Here is an 18,503-nt window from a genome sequence, read left to right as displayed (position 1 = left end):
AAAAAAATTGTAAACTCTAGGGAGGGTTATGGATTCGCTATGCTCATAATTGGTATCGCCGGCGGCACCGGATCAGGTAAAACGACGGTTGCCCGTTCTGTCATCAACCGTCTTGGTTCAGATAAAGTGACATTCATTTCACAAGATAACTACTATAAAGACCATCAAGAGCTCAGTTTTGCGGAACGTGAAGCGATCAACTATGATCATCCATTCGCTTTTGACAATGGGCTGCTCATCGAGCATCTCGGTGTTTTAAAAAGCGGACAACCCGCCTTCGCTCCGGTCTATGATTTTACTGCTCACGCCCGTTTCACGGATCAGACCATCGAGCTCAAGCCGAATAAGATTGTCATCATTGAAGGTCTGCATGTGCTGTCTGATGAGAATCTGCGCAAGCTGCTCCACATTAAAGTATTTGTGGATACCGATCCCGATGTGCGCCTGCTCCGCCGGGTCGTACGTGATATTGAGGACCGCGGCCGGACCATTCAGTCGATCCATAATCAGTATTTGACAACCGTCAAGCCGATGCATGAGGCATTCATTGAACCGTCTAAGAAATACGCCGACCTGATCATTCCTGAAGGCGGAGAGAACGAAGTTGGCATTCGCCTGCTCTCCATCCTGACTGAGAAATATTTGAGCGGCGATCACACCTTATCAGGTGAATAATACCTTAATGCCTTGCCGAGCCAAAATTTTCGGCCATTTGGGCAGCAACATAGAAGAACACCCGTTTACCTGCGATTGCAGGTAGACGGGTGTTTTGGCATTTTTTCGTTAGTATCTCACTTGAACATATTCTTGAGCACCATCATCAGGTTGGCAGGCTTCTCTGCCAGCCGCCGGGTAAAATACGGGTACCACATCGTTCCGTATGGCATATAGCACCGAATCCGGTAGCCATCCTGCGCAAGCGCGGCCTGATCGTTCATCCGCAGCCCGTACAGCATCTGAAATTCATAATCTTGTTTATCTATGCGGCTCTGCTCGGCAAATACCTTTACCCAGTCGATGATGTGGTCATCGTGAGAGGCAATCGCGACGTAGGCTCCCTGATCGAAATGTAATTTGACCAGCTTCTTATAGTTATTCACGACCTCCCGCTTCAGCTGAAAAGCAATGGTTGCCGGCTCCTTGTACGCCCCCTTCACGAGCCGCAGGTGAACACCTGCTTTTATCAAATGCTTGGCGTCCTCCTCCGTTCGGAACAAGTAGGCCTGCAGCACGGTGCCTACATTGGTCAGCCCTTCTTTATGGAGCCGCAGCGCCATATCGATCGTCGCCTGGGTATACGGTGAATCCTCCATGTCCAGACGGACGAAATTACGATGCTCTTTCGCCCTTCTTACCACCTGCTTGATGTTCTCATACGCCTGTTCACGGTCCAAGGCCATCCCCATTTGTGTTGGCTTCAGCGATATGTGAGATTCTACACCCCGCTTCGAGATCCCCTCCACAAGCTTTAAGTATTCTTCACGGTAACCGGCTGCTTCGTCCAGCGTACGGATCCCTTCGCCCAGATGATCCAGCGTGACGAGAATTCCCTTCTCGTTTAGCCTCTCAATTTCATCCAGTGCTTCATCGAGCGTATCTCCGGCTATAAAGCGGCCCGCCAGCTTTCGGCCATACTTGATCGATAACCACTTCACGATTTTATTACCAGATATCGTCAAGATCACTTTGCGGTAAAGCTCATTTCCGTCCATAGGGCCCCCCTTAGAGGTAAGATGTGCAAAATGCATGAAGCGACTATCCTTTGTCAATATGCTGATCGAACCCGAGTGTATTCGTTTCCATATGCTTTAGAAGGAAAACTTAAAACGAATATTTCAGACATTCTGAATTTTATTAAAAATGCACCTATCTTAACTCATATGCAAAAATCATGACGCCATGCAGGGACACATACATATCTAACATAGTGTTTTTACACCAGGAGCTCACTCACATCCAAACTCATTGAACAAGTAGGACCAGCGATGAAGTGCAACATATCTCGTGAAGGAGGGCCTCCCCATGCGCATACCTTTTCGGAATGAACCATTTCTGGATTTCAGAAATGAGCAGAACAACAAACGATACGAGTCTGCCCTTACGGCGGTCGAAGCCGAGCTTGGCAGGACCTATCCGCTCGTTATTGGCGGTAACTGCATCCAGACAGAGCACACGGTTAAATCGTTCAATCCATCTCGGAAACAACAAGTCATTGGGATTGTTTCTCAAGCGGATGTCTCACTTGCGGAGCAAGCCATCCAAACAGCAGCACGCACCTATGAGATATGGAAGCACATCGATCCGAATGAGCGGGCGCGATACCTGTACAAGGCTGCAGCAATCTTGAGACGACGGAAGCTCGAATTCTCCGCGCTGATGACCCTCGAAGCCGGCAAAACGCGTGCCGAAGCGGATGCGGATACAGCCGAAGCGATCGATTTCATGGAATTTTATGCACGTGAAATGCAGCGCTTGAGTGCACCCCAGACGCTGACAGTCCACGAAGAGGAAGAGAATCATCTCTATTACATCCCGCTTGGCGTTGGCATCATCATTCCACCGTGGAACTTCCCGCTCGCGATTATGGCCGGCATGACAGTGGCGGCTATCGTCTCCGGCAATACGGTTGTGCTGAAGCCCGCAAGCACCACCCCAGTTATCGCTGCCAAATTCGTGGAGCTTCTGGAAGAAGTCAGCCTGCCACCGGGTGTCGTTAACTTCCTGCCTGGTCCCGGTCAGGAGGTAGGTGACTATCTTGTGGATCACCCGCTGACAAGATTCATCAGTTTTACGGGTTCCCGCGACGTGGGATTGCGGATTCAGGAGCGCGCGGGAAAGACGCAGCCGGGGCAAAAATGGATCAAACGTGTCATAGCCGAAATGGGCGGAAAAGATACGATCATCGTGGACAACGAAGCCGATCTGGATCTCGCTGCGGATGCTATCACTGCGTCTGCTTTCGGCTTCTCCGGACAGAAGTGCTCTGCCTGCTCCAGAGCCATTGTGCATGAGGATGTCTATGATACCGTGCTGCAGAAGGTGGTCGATCGCTCCAAGAAGCTGGTGATCGGGAACGCTGCTCATGCTGAGGTACAGGTAGGGCCTGTCATCGATGAAACAGCCTACCGTAAAATTTTGAAATATATCGATATTGGTAAAAGTGAAGGAAGGTTGGTACTCGGGGGCCTTCCTGGAGACCCGGAGGGGTATTTTATTCAGCCGACAATTTTTGCTGATGTGGACAGTGCTGCACGTATTTCTCAAGAAGAAATCTTCGGCCCGGTGGTCGCCTTCACGAAGGCAGCCTCTTTCGCCGAAGCAATCCAATTCGCCAACAACACCGACTATGGACTGACGGGCGCAGTCATCTCGAATAATCGCGCTCACCTAGAGCAGGCCCGGCGGGAATTCCATGTCGGCAATCTGTACTTGAACCGGAAGTGCACCGGTGCACTGGTGGGCGTTCACCCATTTGGCGGCTTCAATATGTCTGGAACGGATTCCAAGGCCGGCGGCCGCGACTACCTACTGCTGTTTACACAGGCGAAGGTGGTATCAGAGCGATTTTGAATACGGCATACCAAAAAACCTCTCCATGTAAATGGGGAGGTTTTTTATGTACTGCTGCTTGGGATGAAACTCACAGACTGCCTTCTGAAGATAGAACTGGCTAAACCTTGCGAAGTCCTTAATTTATTATTTTCGTAACTCTTAAAGAATAGCTTCCGTTATATGTAGTAGTAAAGCAGCCATGAAGAAGATGATCGTCATGATGTCTAATTAATACTTCGTTAAAAATTTTATATACCTCAAATCGCATTTAAATTTATATACCTTGGAGGAGAAAGATGAGAATCGTATGGTTTGTAGTCATTCTTTCAGTCTTGGTAACCGGTTGTCATATTCAAGAATCGACACCTCAAACGATTAGTGATACAGTGACTCCTTATTACGTTAGTGAAACGAAAGATGTACCTGATGATACCATTCTAGTAGAAAACTTAATCGATGAGATGGATCAGGGGACATTTGAGTATCATTCAGGTGAATGGGGGAAATTTGTTGTTAATCCCAATCAACGTGAATTTAACAGAGGCGATGTGGTGTACATCGAAACACCTAAAGAAGAACTTAAAAGCAAACCTCCGCAAATACCGGAGGCTAAAATTTTACGGATTGTCGGAATGCCAGGAGAAAGGTTAAAAGTAAAGAAAGGTCACGTTTTTATCAATGATCTACGTCTTGATGCTTTTTATGGTAGCGCAAGGAATCACGGAATGAACGAGGAAGAATATATGATATGGGCAAACGAGAATGGGGAAGATCCTCGTCGGTTTAATGATTATTTTCATCAGAACGTTAAAGAAATCGCAATTCCCCAGGAACATTATTTTGTTATAGGCGATAATTGGTGGAGAAGTGTCGATAGTTTTACATTTGGCCCGATTCACAACAAGAATATGGTAGGTACAGTTATTGGGTATAAAAAATAAGCAGGACAGCTTCGCCTATATGATAAGATCAATCATCATAGGCCTACCATTATACATCAGACATCGGTACCGCTTCATCATATCGCACGGCACGGAAGCCCCGTCGCTCACTTATCTCGTTCAAATCCTTCCGTGTAAGAAAGGATGCCTCCTGATCCCGCCCCCGTGCCAGCTCCTCTCCATCCACTTCAGCATTACCGCACTGCACCATTTCCTCTGAATACAGTGCCGGATGGGACAAGAAGAAGTACTGATCATCCGACAGGCTGCCAAGTACCCTTTCAAACGACTCGATTTCACTTGGCACACCGCCCGGGAAAAAGTTGTAATAATAGCGGTGGTTAATCAGTCCCTTCGCTTCCATCCAGCGGTCCAGCTCTTGTTGCAGGCCCGGAATAAAGCGCTCCGGCAGCATATGGGAATCGGCATAAGAGATGTTGAAGCCTGCAGCAGTTAATTTATCGAGCTGGGCGTCGCACTCTGTAAGGATCTCCTCCAGGGAGGGCGGATGATGTTGAAACAGACTCGGATGCTGATAGAAATATCCGGCCTGATCGACAAGCGAAGGAACCTGTTCCTTCACGGCAACAGGTCCCCAGCGTACGTTATCCCACTCGGCGTTCAGCGTCATATGAAAGCCGAAGCAGATATCCTTGCGATGTGCCAACAGCTGCGCGGCCTCAGCAAGATAAGGGCCGGGCGTCATAATGGACACATTTTTGATAAATCCCGCCTCTATCGTACGGGCAATCGCAATATTGGCGGAACGGCTGGAAGCGTAATCGTCTGCTCTCGTAATGATCCGCTTCATTTCACCGCACCTGCTGCAATCCCTTTGATGATGTATTTTTGCGCGAAAATATAGAAAATGACAACCGGAATAATGGTCAGCGTCAGGCCAGCCATTGCCTGGTTCCACACAATTGTGAACTCTCCGAAGAAATAGAAGGTCGAGAGCGGAATGGTCCGCAGCCCTTTGTCCGACAGCGTCAGCGATGGAAGCAGGTAGTCGTTCCACAGCGCAATGACGTTCAGGATCGCGATCGTTACACTGATGTTCTTCAGCAGCGGGAACACGATGCGCCAGAATACCCCCAGCTTGGAGCAGCCGTCAAGCGTAGCCGCCTCTTCCAGTGCGATCGGCACCGATTTGATGAACCCGTGGTACAGGAAGACCGCCATACTGGACGTAAAGCCGACGTTCATATAGATCAGACCCTCATGGGTATTGAGCATCGGAATGTGCAGATTGGTACGTATCCAATCCATTACCTGCATCAGCGGCATCATCAACGTCTGGAACGGAATCAGCATGGTGGCCACAAACGTGAAGAAAATGACCTTGCTCAGCTTATTATCCGTCCGTACCAACATCCATGCTGTCATGGAGGCGAGTATGATGACGATAATCACCGAGATGATGGTGACATACAGCGAATTGCCCAGTGCGGTGAAGAAATTCATCTTCTCCATCGCCGATTTATAGTACTCAAAACTGAAGGATGTTGGAAGCGCAAGCGCATTCTCATACAGCTCGGCACGAGTCTTAAACGAGTTAATCAGCATGATGAAGACTGGAGACAAGAAGACCAGTGCAGCGAGGAACAGCAGGATATCGAGCAGCCATTTTCCTGATTTCTTCATTACATCTGCACCTCTTTTCTCTTCGTAATGATCACTTGTGTCAGCGTAAGTCCGGCAACAATCAGGAAGAAGATGATCGCTTTGGCCTGACCTAAACCATAATTACCGTAAGCAAAAATTTCATTAAAAATATTCATGGCAAACATCTCTGTCGCATTGCTCGGACCGCCCTTGGTCAACGACAGGTTCACGTCATAGATTTTGAACGCCCCGGACAGTGTCAGGAACAAGCAGATCGTGAACGAAGGCATTAACAGCGGGAACACGATGCCCTTCAGGCGCTGCCACAGGTTGGCACCATCGACCTTGGCCGCTTCCATTAGTTCATCCGGAATACCCTGGATACCCGCGATGTAGATGATCATGGTGTAACCTGCCAGCTGCCAGGTGAATACCGCAACGATCGCGTACAATGCAAACTGTGGATGCAGCAGCCAATTAAAGAACACGCTGCCAAATCCAGTTTTCTCCCCCAGGAAGCCGAAAGCATCCGTAAAAATAAACTGCCAGATGTAACCGAGAATCAAACCGCCGATGAGGTTGGGCATAAAGAACATAGTCCGAGCCGCGTTTCTCGAGCGGAGCTTTGTCGTCACAAGCAGCGCAAAGGCAAGTCCCAGCACATTGACGCAAACCAGCGCCAGCAGCGTGAATTGGACTGTATGCCAAGCCGATGACAAGAATCGATCGTCCTGGAACAGCTGCACGTAATTATCCAATCCTACGAATACTTTGGGATTTGCCGGAATGCCGTCCCATTTTACGAAAGAATACACAACCCCGATGATGAACGGGATGATCACTACCGTCGTAAAAATAAACAGAAGCGGCACCGTAAACAGGGCAAACCAGGCTTTATCCTTTCTGTTGCTCATCATTCATACCTTCTTTCCGTCCGATTGATTCCTGCAAGGCGGCATCAAATCTTGAATTCATGTTAGAAAAAACAAAAGCCTAACGCTCATTACAGAACGTCTGAGGCTAGGCTTTCGATATGATGGAATTGTTATATCAGATGATTCCGTTTGGCCTCGATTATTTCGATGCTTTCGCCCACACTTCATCGAGCTTCTGCAGGAACTGCTCGCCTGTCATGCTCGGATTCATGAAGAACTCCTGCGTAGCCGGAGCCAAGTCGTTAGTGACGATACCCGATGGGAAGTAGTTCAGCGCCCAAGTGATCGTCTCACCCTTCGTTGTAGCTTCATGCACCGCTTGTGACAATGGATCCAGGTCCCCTGCTTCAATATTCGTTAATGCCGGGATGAATTTAAAGTCGTCTACGATGGCTTTCTTGCCAGTGTCGCTGGTAAAGAGCCAGTTCAGGAAAGCATTCGCGGCTTTGACTTCGTCAGCATCCGCCTGATTGTTTACGACCCAGTAGCTCGCTACACCGACGGCGATTTTGTCATTGCCTGCGAGCGGGAATGGCATCATGCCGACCTTGGAGCCGAAATCACCGAAGTCTGCAAGCATGGAGTAACTCCAGTTACCCTGATGCACCATAGCCGTTTTTTCCGTAGCGAAATCGCCCATCTGGCTATCATACTTCACTTCAAGCGGGTTCTTGGTGTTCGCCTTGATTGCGTCCATGAATTTCGCCCACTCTTGGAACTCCTTCGTATCAGCCATCTTCACTTCGCCCTTGTTCAGCTGATCGATATAGGCGAGTGGATCGGGTTGAAGCGCAAACGGCGTGTTGATGATATGTGCGATCAGGAAGTAAGCCTCCTGAGACAAGCTCAAACCGTTCTTGCCATCAGCCTTCAGCTGCTCCAATGTCTTGGTGAAGGAATCCAGGTCTTTTACGTTAGCCGGATCCACCAGATCCTTGTTGTATACAAGACCGAAGCCTTCTACACCGTATGGAATGCCGACGGTCTTATCGTCAACCTTCAATTCCATATCAGGTGCAATGTTCTTAACAAACTCTTCGCCGCTCAAATCGGAGAAATAAGATTTCAGCTTCTCGGATTCCGGGCCTGGAGCCACGCTGAATATCGTCGGTCCCTGGTTACTTCCGAGCTTGGCTACCAGCTGCTGCTGATAAGCGTCGCCAGCGGCACCCCATACTTCGACCTCATTGCCCGTTTCTTCTTTATAAGTTTTAACCAGGGCTTCAAGAGGTTCTGTAATTTCGACTTTCGATTGGAAAAGTGTAATTTTCTTTAATTTGTCTCCTCCAGATCCAGATGCGGATCCGGAATCTTTGTCAGATGTACCGCCGCAGGCTGCAAGTGTTGCGATCAAAGCTGTTGCGGTCAGCACGCTTAGTACTTTTTTTACTCTCTTCAAGTGACACGCCTCCCCTTAAGGACTCTTTAAAGTAAAACGTTTACAAACCCATCATAGGGCCGTTTACCTAGAATGTCAATAAAAAATGTACACGTTTTCATAAAAATACTAAGTAAAAAAACTAGTAAAATGTTTATTATTTTACTAGTTTCAAACATAAAATTTATCTCACTGATTTTCGCCACTGGATTGTCGCGTTCAGTTTAAAGGGTTCCTTGCCCGTTGTTCCCTTAATCATCTCAAGCAGCTCCTTCGCCGCAAGATAACCGCTCTCGTATCGAGGGATCGCAATTGTTGTTAGGCCAGCCATCGCGGCCGCATCCGAATTATCGAATCCAGTGATGGAAATGTCCTCGGGTACTTTTATCCCGTTCTCTTCCAATGCCTTGATCGCACCCAGCGCCATGTTGTCATTGGCGCAGACCAGCACTTCTGGCAGGGCATTGCTTAGAATCAGGATTTTAGCAGCCTGATATCCACTTTCTTCACTGTAGTCGCCATGGAAGTAATTACGGCGATCAAATGCGATGCCATTCTTTGAAAGCGTATCCATAAACCCGGCAAAACGTTCCTTGTGATCCAGGGTAAACTCCAGTCCGCCGATATAGCCAAATGTTCTGAACTGTTTATCCACGAGCGCCTGAACCATTTCACACATGACCGGATAGTTGTCCACGATGACACTCTTGGTGTTCGCGTACTCGTTATCGATAATCCGGTCCATAAGAACGACGGGGAATTGCGGCGTGGCCACGGATATTAAATATTCGTCCGTCATGTTCCGATCCAGACTAATGGTACCGCTTGCAAACTTGCTGCGCATAAAATTCGTGCTCGATTTATTCGTGCAGATGATGAGGTCATACCCATTCTCCGTGAGACAGTGGCTGATGCCCTTGATGATTTTTAAATAATAATCGCGATCAAAGTCGCTGAAGACGAAAATAATGGTATTGTTTTTATCGGATTTAGAAGACTTATGCGGGAAATAGCCGTGCTCTGAGCATAACTTCAGCACTCGCTCCCTCGTCTCCGCGCCTACATTTTTGCGTCCGTTAAGCACGTTGGACACTGTAGACACCGAAACCTCCGCGAGCCTCGCAATTTCCTTCAAACCACTCATTAAACTATCCCCTCTCCACAGGCGTTAGTAAATTTAATATAACATGGATTTAATTTTAATAAAATTTACTTATTCCATGTGGAGAGATATTTTCTTTGAAAATTAGCCAAAATCATGAACTTCCCTTACCTTCTCAAATGTCCTTAATCAAATTTAACCCGGACACAAAATAAAGAAACCGTCTCTTTCAAGAGTACGGTTCCTTTATAGACATCCTAACCAACGTTACGGTCTGCTTGATGGCTGCGGTAAAATCTTTAACATCTCAGCGGCGGTAATAAACAGCCGCTAGGCTGCCTTCATCGAGGCCGCTTCCTCCATGCCGCTTGGAATCATATTTTTGCGTCGGTAGATGGAGAGAAGCAGGCCGACGGCTGCCATGTCCAGGATTTGATTGGTTCCGCCGTAAGAGAGAAAAGGTGGATCCAATGTAACCGTTGGAAGAATCCCTAATCCCATGAGCAGCGGCCATAACAGCCGAAAACCAAACACAACGATGAGTAATGTAGCGATATGCTTCGCATAAGAATCTCTATGGATCGTAGAAATACTCCATATTCTTACCAGAAACAACAGGATCAGTATTCCTACCACCAGCCCGAACAACCAGCCGAAGCAATAAATGAGGTATGGAAACACATTATCGTACAAGACATATGGAATCCTGGGTACAACTTTACCAAAACCTTGCCCGAACCAGCCGGCAGCTTGGATGGCATCGGCGTTATTCCCCATATGCCACATCTCACTATCTGAAGGGTTTCTAAATTCTCTCCATCGCAGAAGTAAATGATCCGTCCGGGTGATAAGAAAAGTCGCTAAGCCTGCGAGAGGCAGTACGGTGATCATTGCGAATTGCTTGATGGATTTCCTTGTTCTCCACGTCAAGACCAGGAATCCAATCAGGTAGATGTAAGTATAGATAATAGAACCGCTTATGCTATAGAGAATCACAGGCAGAACACCACGATAGAGAACGCTCCAAACCATCTCCAACCGCCCCCATAGATTGGCTGGTTTCATCCCTGCCAGAGCGATTAGAAGCGGTATCAATGAGAAAGTGATAATATTAACTCCAACGTGGCCTATATTGATGTAGGTAGTTCTGATATCGTGTAACTGCCCGTAAACCGTTGAAGCGGCCATAAGAATAACGATGAAGAGAAACACAAAAGCCGAGTATCTTTTAAGCTTTTGATAATTCAGAAAATAAAAACCGATCAGGAGTGAACCCCCAATCCCGAAGTAAAATAACTTCCTCTCTATAAGGTTTACGGAATAACTGTCATCCGCGTAATAAACACTCAACATGCTAACCAATCCAATGATTAAAAACAGGGCGAGCATAACGAGCAATTTCCAATCCATCTGGGGCCTGTGAGCCAACTGCATGTTTTTACCGATATCTCCCGGGTCCCCCATTTGTTTAATCGCTTCCTTTACAGCAAACTCTTCAGAATGCCCCTCCAGCATAAACATTTCCGCCCGTTCCTCAATATGACCCAGCAGTTCCTCACGAATCTCGGAATGCATCTGCCTCGTACGTACTTGCTTGCATACCAGATCCATAAATCGCCGGACATCTATATTATCCTCCACAGATCGCATAGGGTTCCTCCTTGACCAGAATGTAAGGTATCGTACCTTATGATAAAAAAAAGATAACCCTATCAAATTTCGACTAGAGTTATCTGATCATCATGTAAGTTAAAAACAGCAAAGGTTGTTACGATAATCTGTCATATTAAGTTAGGTTGTCGAAATAACACTTCACTAAGCCACTTCCTTCATAGAGGCCGCTTCCCCCATACCGCTTGGAATCATATTTTTGCGTCGATAGATGGAGAGGAGCAGGCCGACGATGGCAAAATCCATCATATGGTTGAATCCGCCATACGAAATAAAAGGAAGATCCAAACTGACAATGGGTACCACTCCCAATCCCATAAGAATTGGCAGGAGTAAGCGCAACCCAAGAACAACGATGACACCGGTCACAATATTTTTTCCATAGGAATCATGAAGGACATTGGATATGTTCCACATTCTGACGAGGAACAAAAGAACGACCATTCCGACCGCAATGCCAAACAACCAGCCGAAGCAATAAATCAAATAGGGATATATGGAGTCGCTGTAAACGTACGGTATTCCCGGATTGGGCGCGGCAAACCCTTGACCGAACCAGCCAGCAGAAGAAATGGCATCCGCAATGACCCGCATGAAATAACCGCCGTCCCCCTCACGGTCTGTGAGTCCCTCCAGTCTCCACATGAGATAAAACCTTTTTGTAAATAGAATATAGGCTAATCCTAAGAACGGAAGCACCGTCAGCGCAGCAAATTGCTTGACATTCTTCTTCGAAGTCCAGGTCAGCACCAAGAACCCAAACACGTAAACGAATAAATACACCATGGAGTCACTCCAACCGTACAAAAAAACAGGCAGAACACCCCTATACAGAATTTGCAGCACGCCCTCCCACTGCCCCCACTGGCTTGCAGGCTTCATGCCTGCCCCAGCCAAGAGGAGAAGGAAAACGGAAACCGTTCCCAGCATGGGAATCATAATAGGCCCGAAGTCAAGATAAAGGTTGGCCCCGTTAGTAATGGTCCCAGCAAACTCCGTCCTCGCCATGAGGCAAAGTGTGATAAAAAACAGAACTCCGGAGTATTTCTTGAGCTTCCTGTAATCCAGGAAATAGAGTCCAATGAGGAAGATCAAGCCTATACCGAAGTAAACTAACTTTTTTATAAATAAGCCTGACAATCTTTCTGTCCCTGCATAATCTACACTCAGCGCCCCGAATAGCCCAATCATCGACAGTAAGACCAGCAAGACGAGCAGCTTCCAATCTAACTGAGGCCGATGGGCCAAATGTAGGCTTTTCCCGATCTCCTCGGGAGCCCCCATCTGTTTCACCGCTTCCTGTACCGCTGGTTCCTCGGCATTGCCTTCGAGCATTAAAAGCTCTGTCCGCTCTTCAATATGGCCGAGCAGCTCTTCGCGAATCTCCGGATGCATGGCTCTGGCCCGTACCTGTTTGCACACGAGGCTCAGAAAGTCTTGAACAACCTTGTATTCTTCAACTGGCCGCATCCTAACTTCCCTCCCCAATAACGGTATCCACAGCTGTACGGAACCTGACCCACTCCTTGGTCTTCTCACGGAGCTGCTCCCTGCCGTGCTCGGTAATCCGGTAATATTTCCGTTTGCGTCCATCATGCTGGCTCCAGGAAGATTCCAGCCAACCTTCCGCTTCGAGCGTGTGTAGGATCGGATATAACGTGCCTTCCTTCATCAGGAATACCCCATCCGAGCTTTGTTCGATCTCCTTGATCAGCTCGTATCCGTACATTTCTCGCTTGTTCAACACGGTAAGCAGCAAAATGACAGTGCTGCCTTTCAACAGCTCTTTGTTAATACTCATTCCTCTATCACTCCAATACCTAGATATACTATGTATCGTAAATCTATGTATGAGTATAGAATAACCATCTCTACATTGCAACGAGTGTTTTTTCGAATCGTTTGCAATTTATGCCCCCATCCCCGAAACAAATCAGCACGCCGAAAAGCCCGGCAGCTTCTGCCGCCAGGCCATAGATCAGTTATATTAATTTTACCTTTGAATCTTATCTCGATTCTACTGTATCAGCAGCATAGATCGCAAAATCCTCGGCATGACGCTGCAGCTCTTCATCGGTCAGCTGCATGGCATTATGAACCGCAAATACTGGCAGGTACTTCACACCCACCAGGCTGGCTGTCACTTCAAACGGCCGTGTCAGCTCTTCCACCGAATAACGGTTGTATCCTTCGCTGCCATAAGCTTCTTCCGTTCCGCCTGTTGTAACCGCAATGCCCCATTCTTGTCCATGAAGCTTGTCGCCTCCCGGGCCATATGCCCACCCGAAGGTCAGCACTTCGTCGAACCAATGCTTGAGCAGCGGCGGCGAACGGTACCACCAGAAAGGGAATTGGAATACGATGCGATCATGCTCGAGCAGCAATTGCTGTTCAGCTCCCACATCGATCTGTCCATCGGGATACTGCTGATAGAGGTCATGCACCGTCACTCCATCCCTATGCCTCACTGTCTCTGTCAATTTGCGGTTGATCCGTGAGCCTTCTTGCAGACCCGGATGCGCGACGATCACGAGCGTTTTCATGTAGGATCTCCACCCTTTCTTCTCCTGTATGATTACCCAAAAGGTATCAAGACTCGCCAATTCGCGAATATGAGAAATGTCACAGGTAGCATGATTCGTCTGTGATACTGTAGCAAGGAACATAACGGGCGGAACAAGTACGCCAAGGGAGGAGGACCAAGAATTTGGCCCTAGTTATTCACAATGTTAAGCTGGCCCCCGGTATTTATCGACTTACCGTTCAGGGCAGCTATCCGGCACGAATGGGACAGTTCTTCATGCTTCGCTGCTGGGATACCTATCCTGTGCTGTCACGGCCGATCAGCGTCCATGATCTAACTCTGGATTCCATATCCTTCTTATATCGCGTACAGGGAACGGGTACAAGGCTGTTGTCGGCCCTCCAAGCAGGTGACCGGATTCAACTGGAAGGCCCTTTCGGACAAGCGTTCCCTGACCCTCAAGGCCGGACTGCACTGGTGGGAGGCGGCATAGGGATAGCCCCGATGCTTCTGGCAGCCAGGGGAATCTCAAGTGCCAGCGTATTTCTGGGATATTCCGGCTTGCCATTCGGAGTAGATGGCTTCAATGAAGCAAGCCATGATGTGACTGTCAGATCCGGCGGAACCATCGTAGATGATATAGACCCGGGCCGTTATGACACGATATATGCTTGCGGGCCTGTCGCTATGATGCAGAGCCTTGCTCAAAAAGCCGAAGGATCCAGCGCCAAGCTCTATGTATCCATCGAAAAACGAATGGGCTGCGGCATCGGAGCATGCAACAGCTGCACGTTAACGACCGCAGGTACGAACCGCAAAGTATGCACCGATGGCCCCGTATTTCCGGCGAGGGAGGTGAACTGGAATGATCTCCATCGATTGTGAACTGGCAGGCGTCCCGTTGTCGAATCCAATCCTGGCAGCTTCAGGCACATTTGGATTCGGGAAACCCTATGCGGACCTGTATCCGCTGCGCAAACTCGGAGGCATTGTATCCAAAGGATTAACCTTGAGCCCCCGGCCCGGCAATATCGGCACACGGCTCTACGAAACACCGTCGGGCATCATGAACAGCGTCGGTCTTGAAAATCCGGGCATTCGGGCTTTTCTGGCACAAGAATTACCTGAGATGACCTCGCACGAAACCGCGGTTATTGTCAACCTTGGCGGCGGCACGCTACGAGAATACGTGGAAGGAGCCGAGCTCCTTACCGAGGCCAGTCAGGCACTAAGTGCATCGGGAAAACGAGCGGTCGACATGATTGAGCTCAACATCTCCTGTCCCAATATCAAGGAAGGCGGACTTGCCTTCGGCATTGAGAATGAGCAGGCACAAGAAGTCGTCCGTGCAGTCCGAAAAGCGACGTCTCTGCCTCTACTCGTCAAGCTCTCTCCCGGAGCGAAGGATTTGAAGGAAATGGCCCGTATGTGTGAGGCCGAAGGCGCGGATGGTCTCTCACTGATCAATACGATTCAAGCGATGGCTATTGATATCCGGAAGCGGCAAAGCGTATTTGACAGAGCCTATGCTGGACTATCCGGACCTGCCATCAAGCCGATCGCCCTGCGAATGGTTCATCAGGTAGCAAGGTCTGTTTCCATCCCGGTCGTTGGAATCGGCGGGATCAGCAGCGCTGAAGACATCCTCGAATTCATCATGGCGGGCGCCACAGCCGTACAGATCGGCACCTATAACTTTATCAACCTGCGGGCCGGTGATACCCTTGCTGAAGAACTGATTCAATTAATGGAAACCGAAGGCATTCATTCCCTGGATGACATTCGAGGCATCATCTAACCTCATGACCTCTTCATAAGGCAATAGCATAACTCTCCTGAGCTTGGTTGGATCGATGCCGATTGTGATTTTTTTCACCGATAACAATACGATTAAAGACTACAATGAACTCAAGAACATATTTGTGAACTAATTCACAAATTAATAGGAGGAAAAACAGAATGAAAAGGACACTCTCTCTATCTCTTTCCGTCATGCTGATATTTGTACTGCTGGCAGGTTGCGGGGGCAACGGCGACAAGGAACCGGTTAATACAGATAAGCAAGCAGAGAGTCAGAACACAGATAACACAGAAAATGCGGCACAAGAAGGGGCAAATCTCCAAGACGGATTATACTACGCTGAAGGCGAATATGCAGAAGACTCCGGCTGGAAGGAACTCGTAGCCATTAAAGTTGAAGGCGGTAAAATCGTCAGTGCCAACTGGGATGGACTTCATAAAGACGGCGGCCTGGACAAAAAGACTGCTTCCGAAAAAGGCCTTTACGGCATGAAGGAAAAAGGCGGTGCTCAAGCGGAATGGCATGAGCAGGCAGCCAAAATGGAGGAGTATCTTGTGGCTCAGCAATCCATTGACGGCTTAAATGTGAATGGCGAGGGCTACACGGATGCCGTGTCCGGCGTATCCATCCATGTCAGCGGATTTACAGAGCTGGCAGCCAAAGCGCTGACAGCAGGTCCTGTTGAGGCAGGAGCATACAAAGATGGCAACTATCATGCGGAAGCAGCTGACTTCGACGCTAACTCGGGCTGGAAAGAAACCGTCGACATTACCGTTATCAACGGCAAGATCGTCGCTGTAAGTTGGAACGGCATTCATAAAGACGGCGGTACCGACAAGGTTACCCGTTCCAAATCCGGTGAATACGGCATGAAGAACGGCGGAGCTCAATCCGAATGGCATGAGCAAGCACATCAAGCCGAGCAGTATCTGATTGAAAAACAAGATCCGCAAGCCATCGTCACAAGTGAAGATGGAAAAACCGATGCGATTTCCAGTGTGTCCATCCATGTCAGCGGATTTGTAGAATTGGCAGCAAAAGCACTTGAAGGCGCGAAATAAGCACCAGCGATCCATATAAGACAACTATGCCTTGAGGGGAGATTCGCATGAAACAGATTATCGTGCTGGGCGGCGGATATGGCGGTATTCTTACCGCCAAGAAGCTGGCTAAACGACTGCGCAAACAGAAGGATTTGCGGATAACACTCATTGACCGCAAGCCGTATCATACCCTGCTGACTGAACTGCATGAAGTGGCCGCTAACCGGGTCGAGGAAGATTCCATCAAAATTGACCTGAAGAAAGTGTTCTCCGGGTTCCGCAATGTAGATGTGGTGCTGGATGAAATCGGCGGCATTGACTTTGAAGGTCAAACGCTTAGCGGTGATAAACAAACCTATCATTATGACTATCTGGTTATCGGAACCGGCAGCAAGCCTACCTTTTTCGGTATTCCGGGCGCTGATCAAAACGCTTTTACTCTATGGTCCTATGAAGATGCGGTACGCCTGAAGGAACACACCTTAAACATGTTCCGTAAAGCGGTCCTTCAGCGTGATCCACAAGTCCGTAAGGAAATGCTGACCTTTGTCGTGGTCGGCGGCGGATTCACCGGTGTGGAGATGATCGGTGAGCTGGCAGAATTCACTCAGCAATTATGCAAGGAGTTCCATGTAGATCCGAGTGAAGTTACCCTTCACGTAGCCGATATGGTTGACAAGATCCTGCCGATTTTGCCTGAACCATTAATACGCAAAGCTGAGAAGCGGCTGCGCAAATTGAACGTCAATATCATTACAGGCTCCAAGATTACGGAAGTGAAGCCGGACGGCGTTACTGTCGGCGGCAGCGACATCAAATCCAGAACTGTCATCTGGACTGCAGGTGTTGAAGGTTCTGACGTTGTAGGCAGCATGGATGTCGAGCAAAAAGGACGCAAACGGATTCTGACTAACGACAAGCTGCAAGTCCCTGCTCATCCGAACGTATATGTTGTAGGGGACAATATTTTCTACATTCCTGAAGGCACGGCTGCACCCGTTCCTCAAATGGTGGAAAATGCCGAACTTGCGGCTCCAGTCATTGCGCATAACATCGTAGCTGAACTATCTAACAAGCCGATGAAATCCTATAAACCGACGTTCCACGGTACGATGGTTTGTATCGGCAGCCGCTACGGGGTTGCCAACGTCGGCGTGCCAAACCATATGTTCAAGCTTAGCGGCTTCCCCGCCATGCTCGTCAAGCATATGATCAATATGCTCTATCTGTTCCAGGTATGCGGCTTCAATAAAGTGTACCATTACCTGCTGCATGAGTTCTTCCACGTCCGGCACAACCGGAGCTTCGTGGGCGGACACCTTGCCAAACGGTCACCGAATTTCTGGCTCGTACCGCTGCGTATTTTCGCGGGATGGATGTGGTTCTCCCAAGGATGGGACAAGCTTCATAAAATAATAAACGATCCGGATAAGGTCTTCCTGATTCCTGCCAAAGCCGTCGACGGCGTAAGCGCAGCTTCTGCTGCCGGTGATGCTGCAGGTGCCGGGGCAGCTGACGTGGTATCTGCTGCATCGACTTACACCCAGGAAGCGGTCACTGCTCTGCCGGTGCCGGATTTCATGAAATCGATCGTCGATTGGTCCATGAACCTGATGTTCTACACTGGCGACGGCGGCTATACTTCGCTCGCTTACGTATTTCAGACCTCGATGGTACTGGCCGAGCTGGTTGTCGGCATTCTGCTCATCATCGGATTGTTCACGGCACCTGCTGCTGTAGTCAGCGTTGCCATGGGTGCCATGGTCTGGGTATCGGGAATGGCGCCTAACGAAATGCTATGGTATCTGGCCGCAGGCATTGCTTTAATCGGTGGATCCGGCAGCACATTCGGGCTCGACTATTACGTGTATCCTTGGTTGAAGAAGGTATGGAAACGAATACCGCTCGTCAAGCGATGGTACGTATACACGGACTAAACGTCCACTATTCA

The 18,503-nt window shown here is 48.7% G+C and carries 17 protein-coding genes; 7 read left to right on the top strand and 10 right to left on the bottom strand.

Annotated elements, in window-relative coordinates; translation table 11 throughout:
• The first annotated feature begins 39 nt into the window (after positions 1–39).
• On the top strand, positions 40–675 hold the full coding sequence (gene udk / locus AM231_RS22370) for a uridine kinase (RefSeq protein WP_053490295.1): 636 nt from the start codon (positions 40–42) through the stop codon (positions 673–675).
• Positions 676–791: 116 nt separating this feature from the next.
• On the opposite strand, the gene AM231_RS22365 is transcribed toward udk, so the two are convergent.
• A complete protein-coding gene (locus AM231_RS22365) occupies positions 792–1,712 on the bottom strand; it encodes a proline dehydrogenase family protein (protein WP_054404587.1) in 921 nt (306 codons plus the stop codon).
• Positions 1,713–2,022: 310 nt separating this feature from the next.
• Here AM231_RS22365 and pruA point away from each other — a divergent pair, with 310 nt between their 5' ends.
• Together pruA and lepB are read left to right on the top strand one after the other, a co-directional pair.
• A complete protein-coding gene (pruA, locus tag AM231_RS22360; protein WP_054404586.1) occupies positions 2,023–3,570 on the top strand; it encodes an L-glutamate gamma-semialdehyde dehydrogenase in 1,548 nt (515 codons plus the stop codon).
• A 278-nt stretch (positions 3,571–3,848) separates the two neighbouring features.
• Entirely contained in the window at positions 3,849–4,493 is a 645-nt protein-coding gene (gene lepB / locus AM231_RS22355; RefSeq protein WP_054404585.1) for a signal peptidase I, read from the top strand.
• A 49-nt stretch (positions 4,494–4,542) separates the two neighbouring features.
• Here the strand turns inward: lepB and AM231_RS22350 are convergent, their stop codons facing one another.
• The 9 genes from AM231_RS22350 to AM231_RS22310 form a co-directional block, all read right to left on the bottom strand.
• Entirely contained in the window at positions 4,543–5,304 is a 762-nt protein-coding gene (locus AM231_RS22350; RefSeq protein ID WP_054404584.1) for a polysaccharide deacetylase family protein, read from the bottom strand.
• A complete protein-coding gene (locus AM231_RS22345; RefSeq protein WP_053490301.1) occupies positions 5,301–6,137 on the bottom strand; it encodes a carbohydrate ABC transporter permease in 837 nt (278 codons plus the stop codon). Before AM231_RS22345 ends, AM231_RS22350 begins: the two co-directional genes overlap by 4 nt.
• Positions 6,137–7,012: a carbohydrate ABC transporter permease gene (locus tag AM231_RS22340; protein ID WP_054404583.1), complete on the bottom strand. Its 876-nt coding sequence runs from the start codon at positions 7,010–7,012 to the stop codon at positions 6,137–6,139. The genes AM231_RS22345 and AM231_RS22340 overlap by 1 nt, the downstream gene beginning before the upstream one ends.
• A gap of 160 nt (positions 7,013–7,172) precedes the next feature.
• Entirely contained in the window at positions 7,173–8,432 is a 1,260-nt protein-coding gene (locus tag AM231_RS22335) for an ABC transporter substrate-binding protein (RefSeq protein WP_054404582.1), read from the bottom strand.
• A 163-nt stretch (positions 8,433–8,595) separates the two neighbouring features.
• Positions 8,596–9,555: a LacI family DNA-binding transcriptional regulator gene (locus AM231_RS22330; RefSeq protein WP_054404581.1), complete on the bottom strand. Its 960-nt coding sequence runs from the start codon at positions 9,553–9,555 to the stop codon at positions 8,596–8,598.
• Between the two features lie 288 nt (positions 9,556–9,843).
• Entirely contained in the window at positions 9,844–11,163 is a 1,320-nt protein-coding gene (locus AM231_RS22325; protein WP_054404580.1) for an FtsW/RodA/SpoVE family cell cycle protein, read from the bottom strand.
• Between the two features lie 165 nt (positions 11,164–11,328).
• On the bottom strand, positions 11,329–12,654 hold the full coding sequence (locus AM231_RS22320) for an FtsW/RodA/SpoVE family cell cycle protein (protein ID WP_054404579.1): 1,326 nt from the start codon (positions 12,652–12,654) through the stop codon (positions 11,329–11,331).
• A 1-nt stretch (position 12,655) separates the two neighbouring features.
• Positions 12,656–12,985: a PadR family transcriptional regulator gene (locus tag AM231_RS22315; protein ID WP_054404578.1), complete on the bottom strand. Its 330-nt coding sequence runs from the start codon at positions 12,983–12,985 to the stop codon at positions 12,656–12,658.
• A gap of 205 nt (positions 12,986–13,190) precedes the next feature.
• Positions 13,191–13,727 (bottom strand): NAD(P)H-dependent oxidoreductase, encoded by a 537-nt coding sequence (locus AM231_RS22310; RefSeq protein ID WP_054404577.1) that lies wholly within the window; start codon positions 13,725–13,727, stop codon positions 13,191–13,193.
• A gap of 164 nt (positions 13,728–13,891) precedes the next feature.
• On the opposite strand from AM231_RS22310, the gene AM231_RS22305 reads away from it, so the two are divergent.
• From AM231_RS22305 to AM231_RS22290, 4 genes are all read left to right on the top strand, one after another.
• Entirely contained in the window at positions 13,892–14,593 is a 702-nt protein-coding gene (locus AM231_RS22305; protein WP_054404576.1) for a dihydroorotate dehydrogenase electron transfer subunit, read from the top strand.
• On the top strand, positions 14,574–15,506 hold the full coding sequence (locus AM231_RS22300; RefSeq protein ID WP_053490310.1) for a dihydroorotate dehydrogenase: 933 nt from the start codon (positions 14,574–14,576) through the stop codon (positions 15,504–15,506). Before AM231_RS22305 ends, AM231_RS22300 begins: the two co-directional genes overlap by 20 nt.
• Positions 15,507–15,667: 161 nt before the next feature.
• Entirely contained in the window at positions 15,668–16,570 is a 903-nt protein-coding gene (locus tag AM231_RS22295) for an FMN-binding protein (RefSeq protein ID WP_054404575.1), read from the top strand.
• A gap of 47 nt (positions 16,571–16,617) precedes the next feature.
• Positions 16,618–18,489: an FAD-dependent oxidoreductase gene (locus AM231_RS22290; RefSeq protein WP_054404574.1), complete on the top strand. Its 1,872-nt coding sequence runs from the start codon at positions 16,618–16,620 to the stop codon at positions 18,487–18,489.
• Positions 18,490–18,503 lie beyond the last annotated feature (14 nt).

The sequence above is a fragment of the Paenibacillus solani genome (assembly GCF_001277345.1).
Classification (GTDB): domain Bacteria; phylum Bacillota; class Bacilli; order Paenibacillales; family Paenibacillaceae; genus Paenibacillus_AQ; species Paenibacillus_AQ solani.
Note: the sequence above shows the minus strand (reverse complement) of the source record. Positions and strands in the feature narration are given on the sequence as shown.

What these genes read in the sequence shown, in the direction of transcription:
- udk (WP_053490295.1), top strand. Translation starts at nt 40, where the DNA reads ATGCTCATAATTGGTATCGCCGGCGGCACCGGATCAGGTAAAACGACG.
- AM231_RS22365 (WP_054404587.1), bottom strand. Translation starts at nt 1,712, where the DNA reads ATGGACGGAAATGAGCTTTACCGCAAAGTGATCTTGACGATATCTGGT.
- pruA (WP_054404586.1), top strand. Translation starts at nt 2,023, where the DNA reads ATGCGCATACCTTTTCGGAATGAACCATTTCTGGATTTCAGAAATGAG.
- lepB (WP_054404585.1), top strand. Translation starts at nt 3,849, where the DNA reads ATGAGAATCGTATGGTTTGTAGTCATTCTTTCAGTCTTGGTAACCGGT.
- AM231_RS22350 (WP_054404584.1), bottom strand. Translation starts at nt 5,304, where the DNA reads ATGAAGCGGATCATTACGAGAGCAGACGATTACGCTTCCAGCCGTTCC.
- AM231_RS22345 (WP_053490301.1), bottom strand. Translation starts at nt 6,137, where the DNA reads ATGAAGAAATCAGGAAAATGGCTGCTCGATATCCTGCTGTTCCTCGCT.
- AM231_RS22340 (WP_054404583.1), bottom strand. Translation starts at nt 7,012, where the DNA reads ATGAGCAACAGAAAGGATAAAGCCTGGTTTGCCCTGTTTACGGTGCCG.
- AM231_RS22330 (WP_054404581.1), bottom strand. Translation starts at nt 9,555, where the DNA reads ATGAGTGGTTTGAAGGAAATTGCGAGGCTCGCGGAGGTTTCGGTGTCT.
- AM231_RS22325 (WP_054404580.1), bottom strand. Translation starts at nt 11,163, where the DNA reads ATGCGATCTGTGGAGGATAATATAGATGTCCGGCGATTTATGGATCTG.
- AM231_RS22320 (WP_054404579.1), bottom strand. Translation starts at nt 12,654, where the DNA reads ATGCGGCCAGTTGAAGAATACAAGGTTGTTCAAGACTTTCTGAGCCTC.
- AM231_RS22315 (WP_054404578.1), bottom strand. Translation starts at nt 12,985, where the DNA reads ATGAGTATTAACAAAGAGCTGTTGAAAGGCAGCACTGTCATTTTGCTG.
- AM231_RS22310 (WP_054404577.1), bottom strand. Translation starts at nt 13,727, where the DNA reads ATGAAAACGCTCGTGATCGTCGCGCATCCGGGTCTGCAAGAAGGCTCA.
- AM231_RS22300 (WP_053490310.1), top strand. Translation starts at nt 14,574, where the DNA reads ATGATCTCCATCGATTGTGAACTGGCAGGCGTCCCGTTGTCGAATCCA.
- AM231_RS22295 (WP_054404575.1), top strand. Translation starts at nt 15,668, where the DNA reads ATGAAAAGGACACTCTCTCTATCTCTTTCCGTCATGCTGATATTTGTA.
- AM231_RS22290 (WP_054404574.1), top strand. Translation starts at nt 16,618, where the DNA reads ATGAAACAGATTATCGTGCTGGGCGGCGGATATGGCGGTATTCTTACC.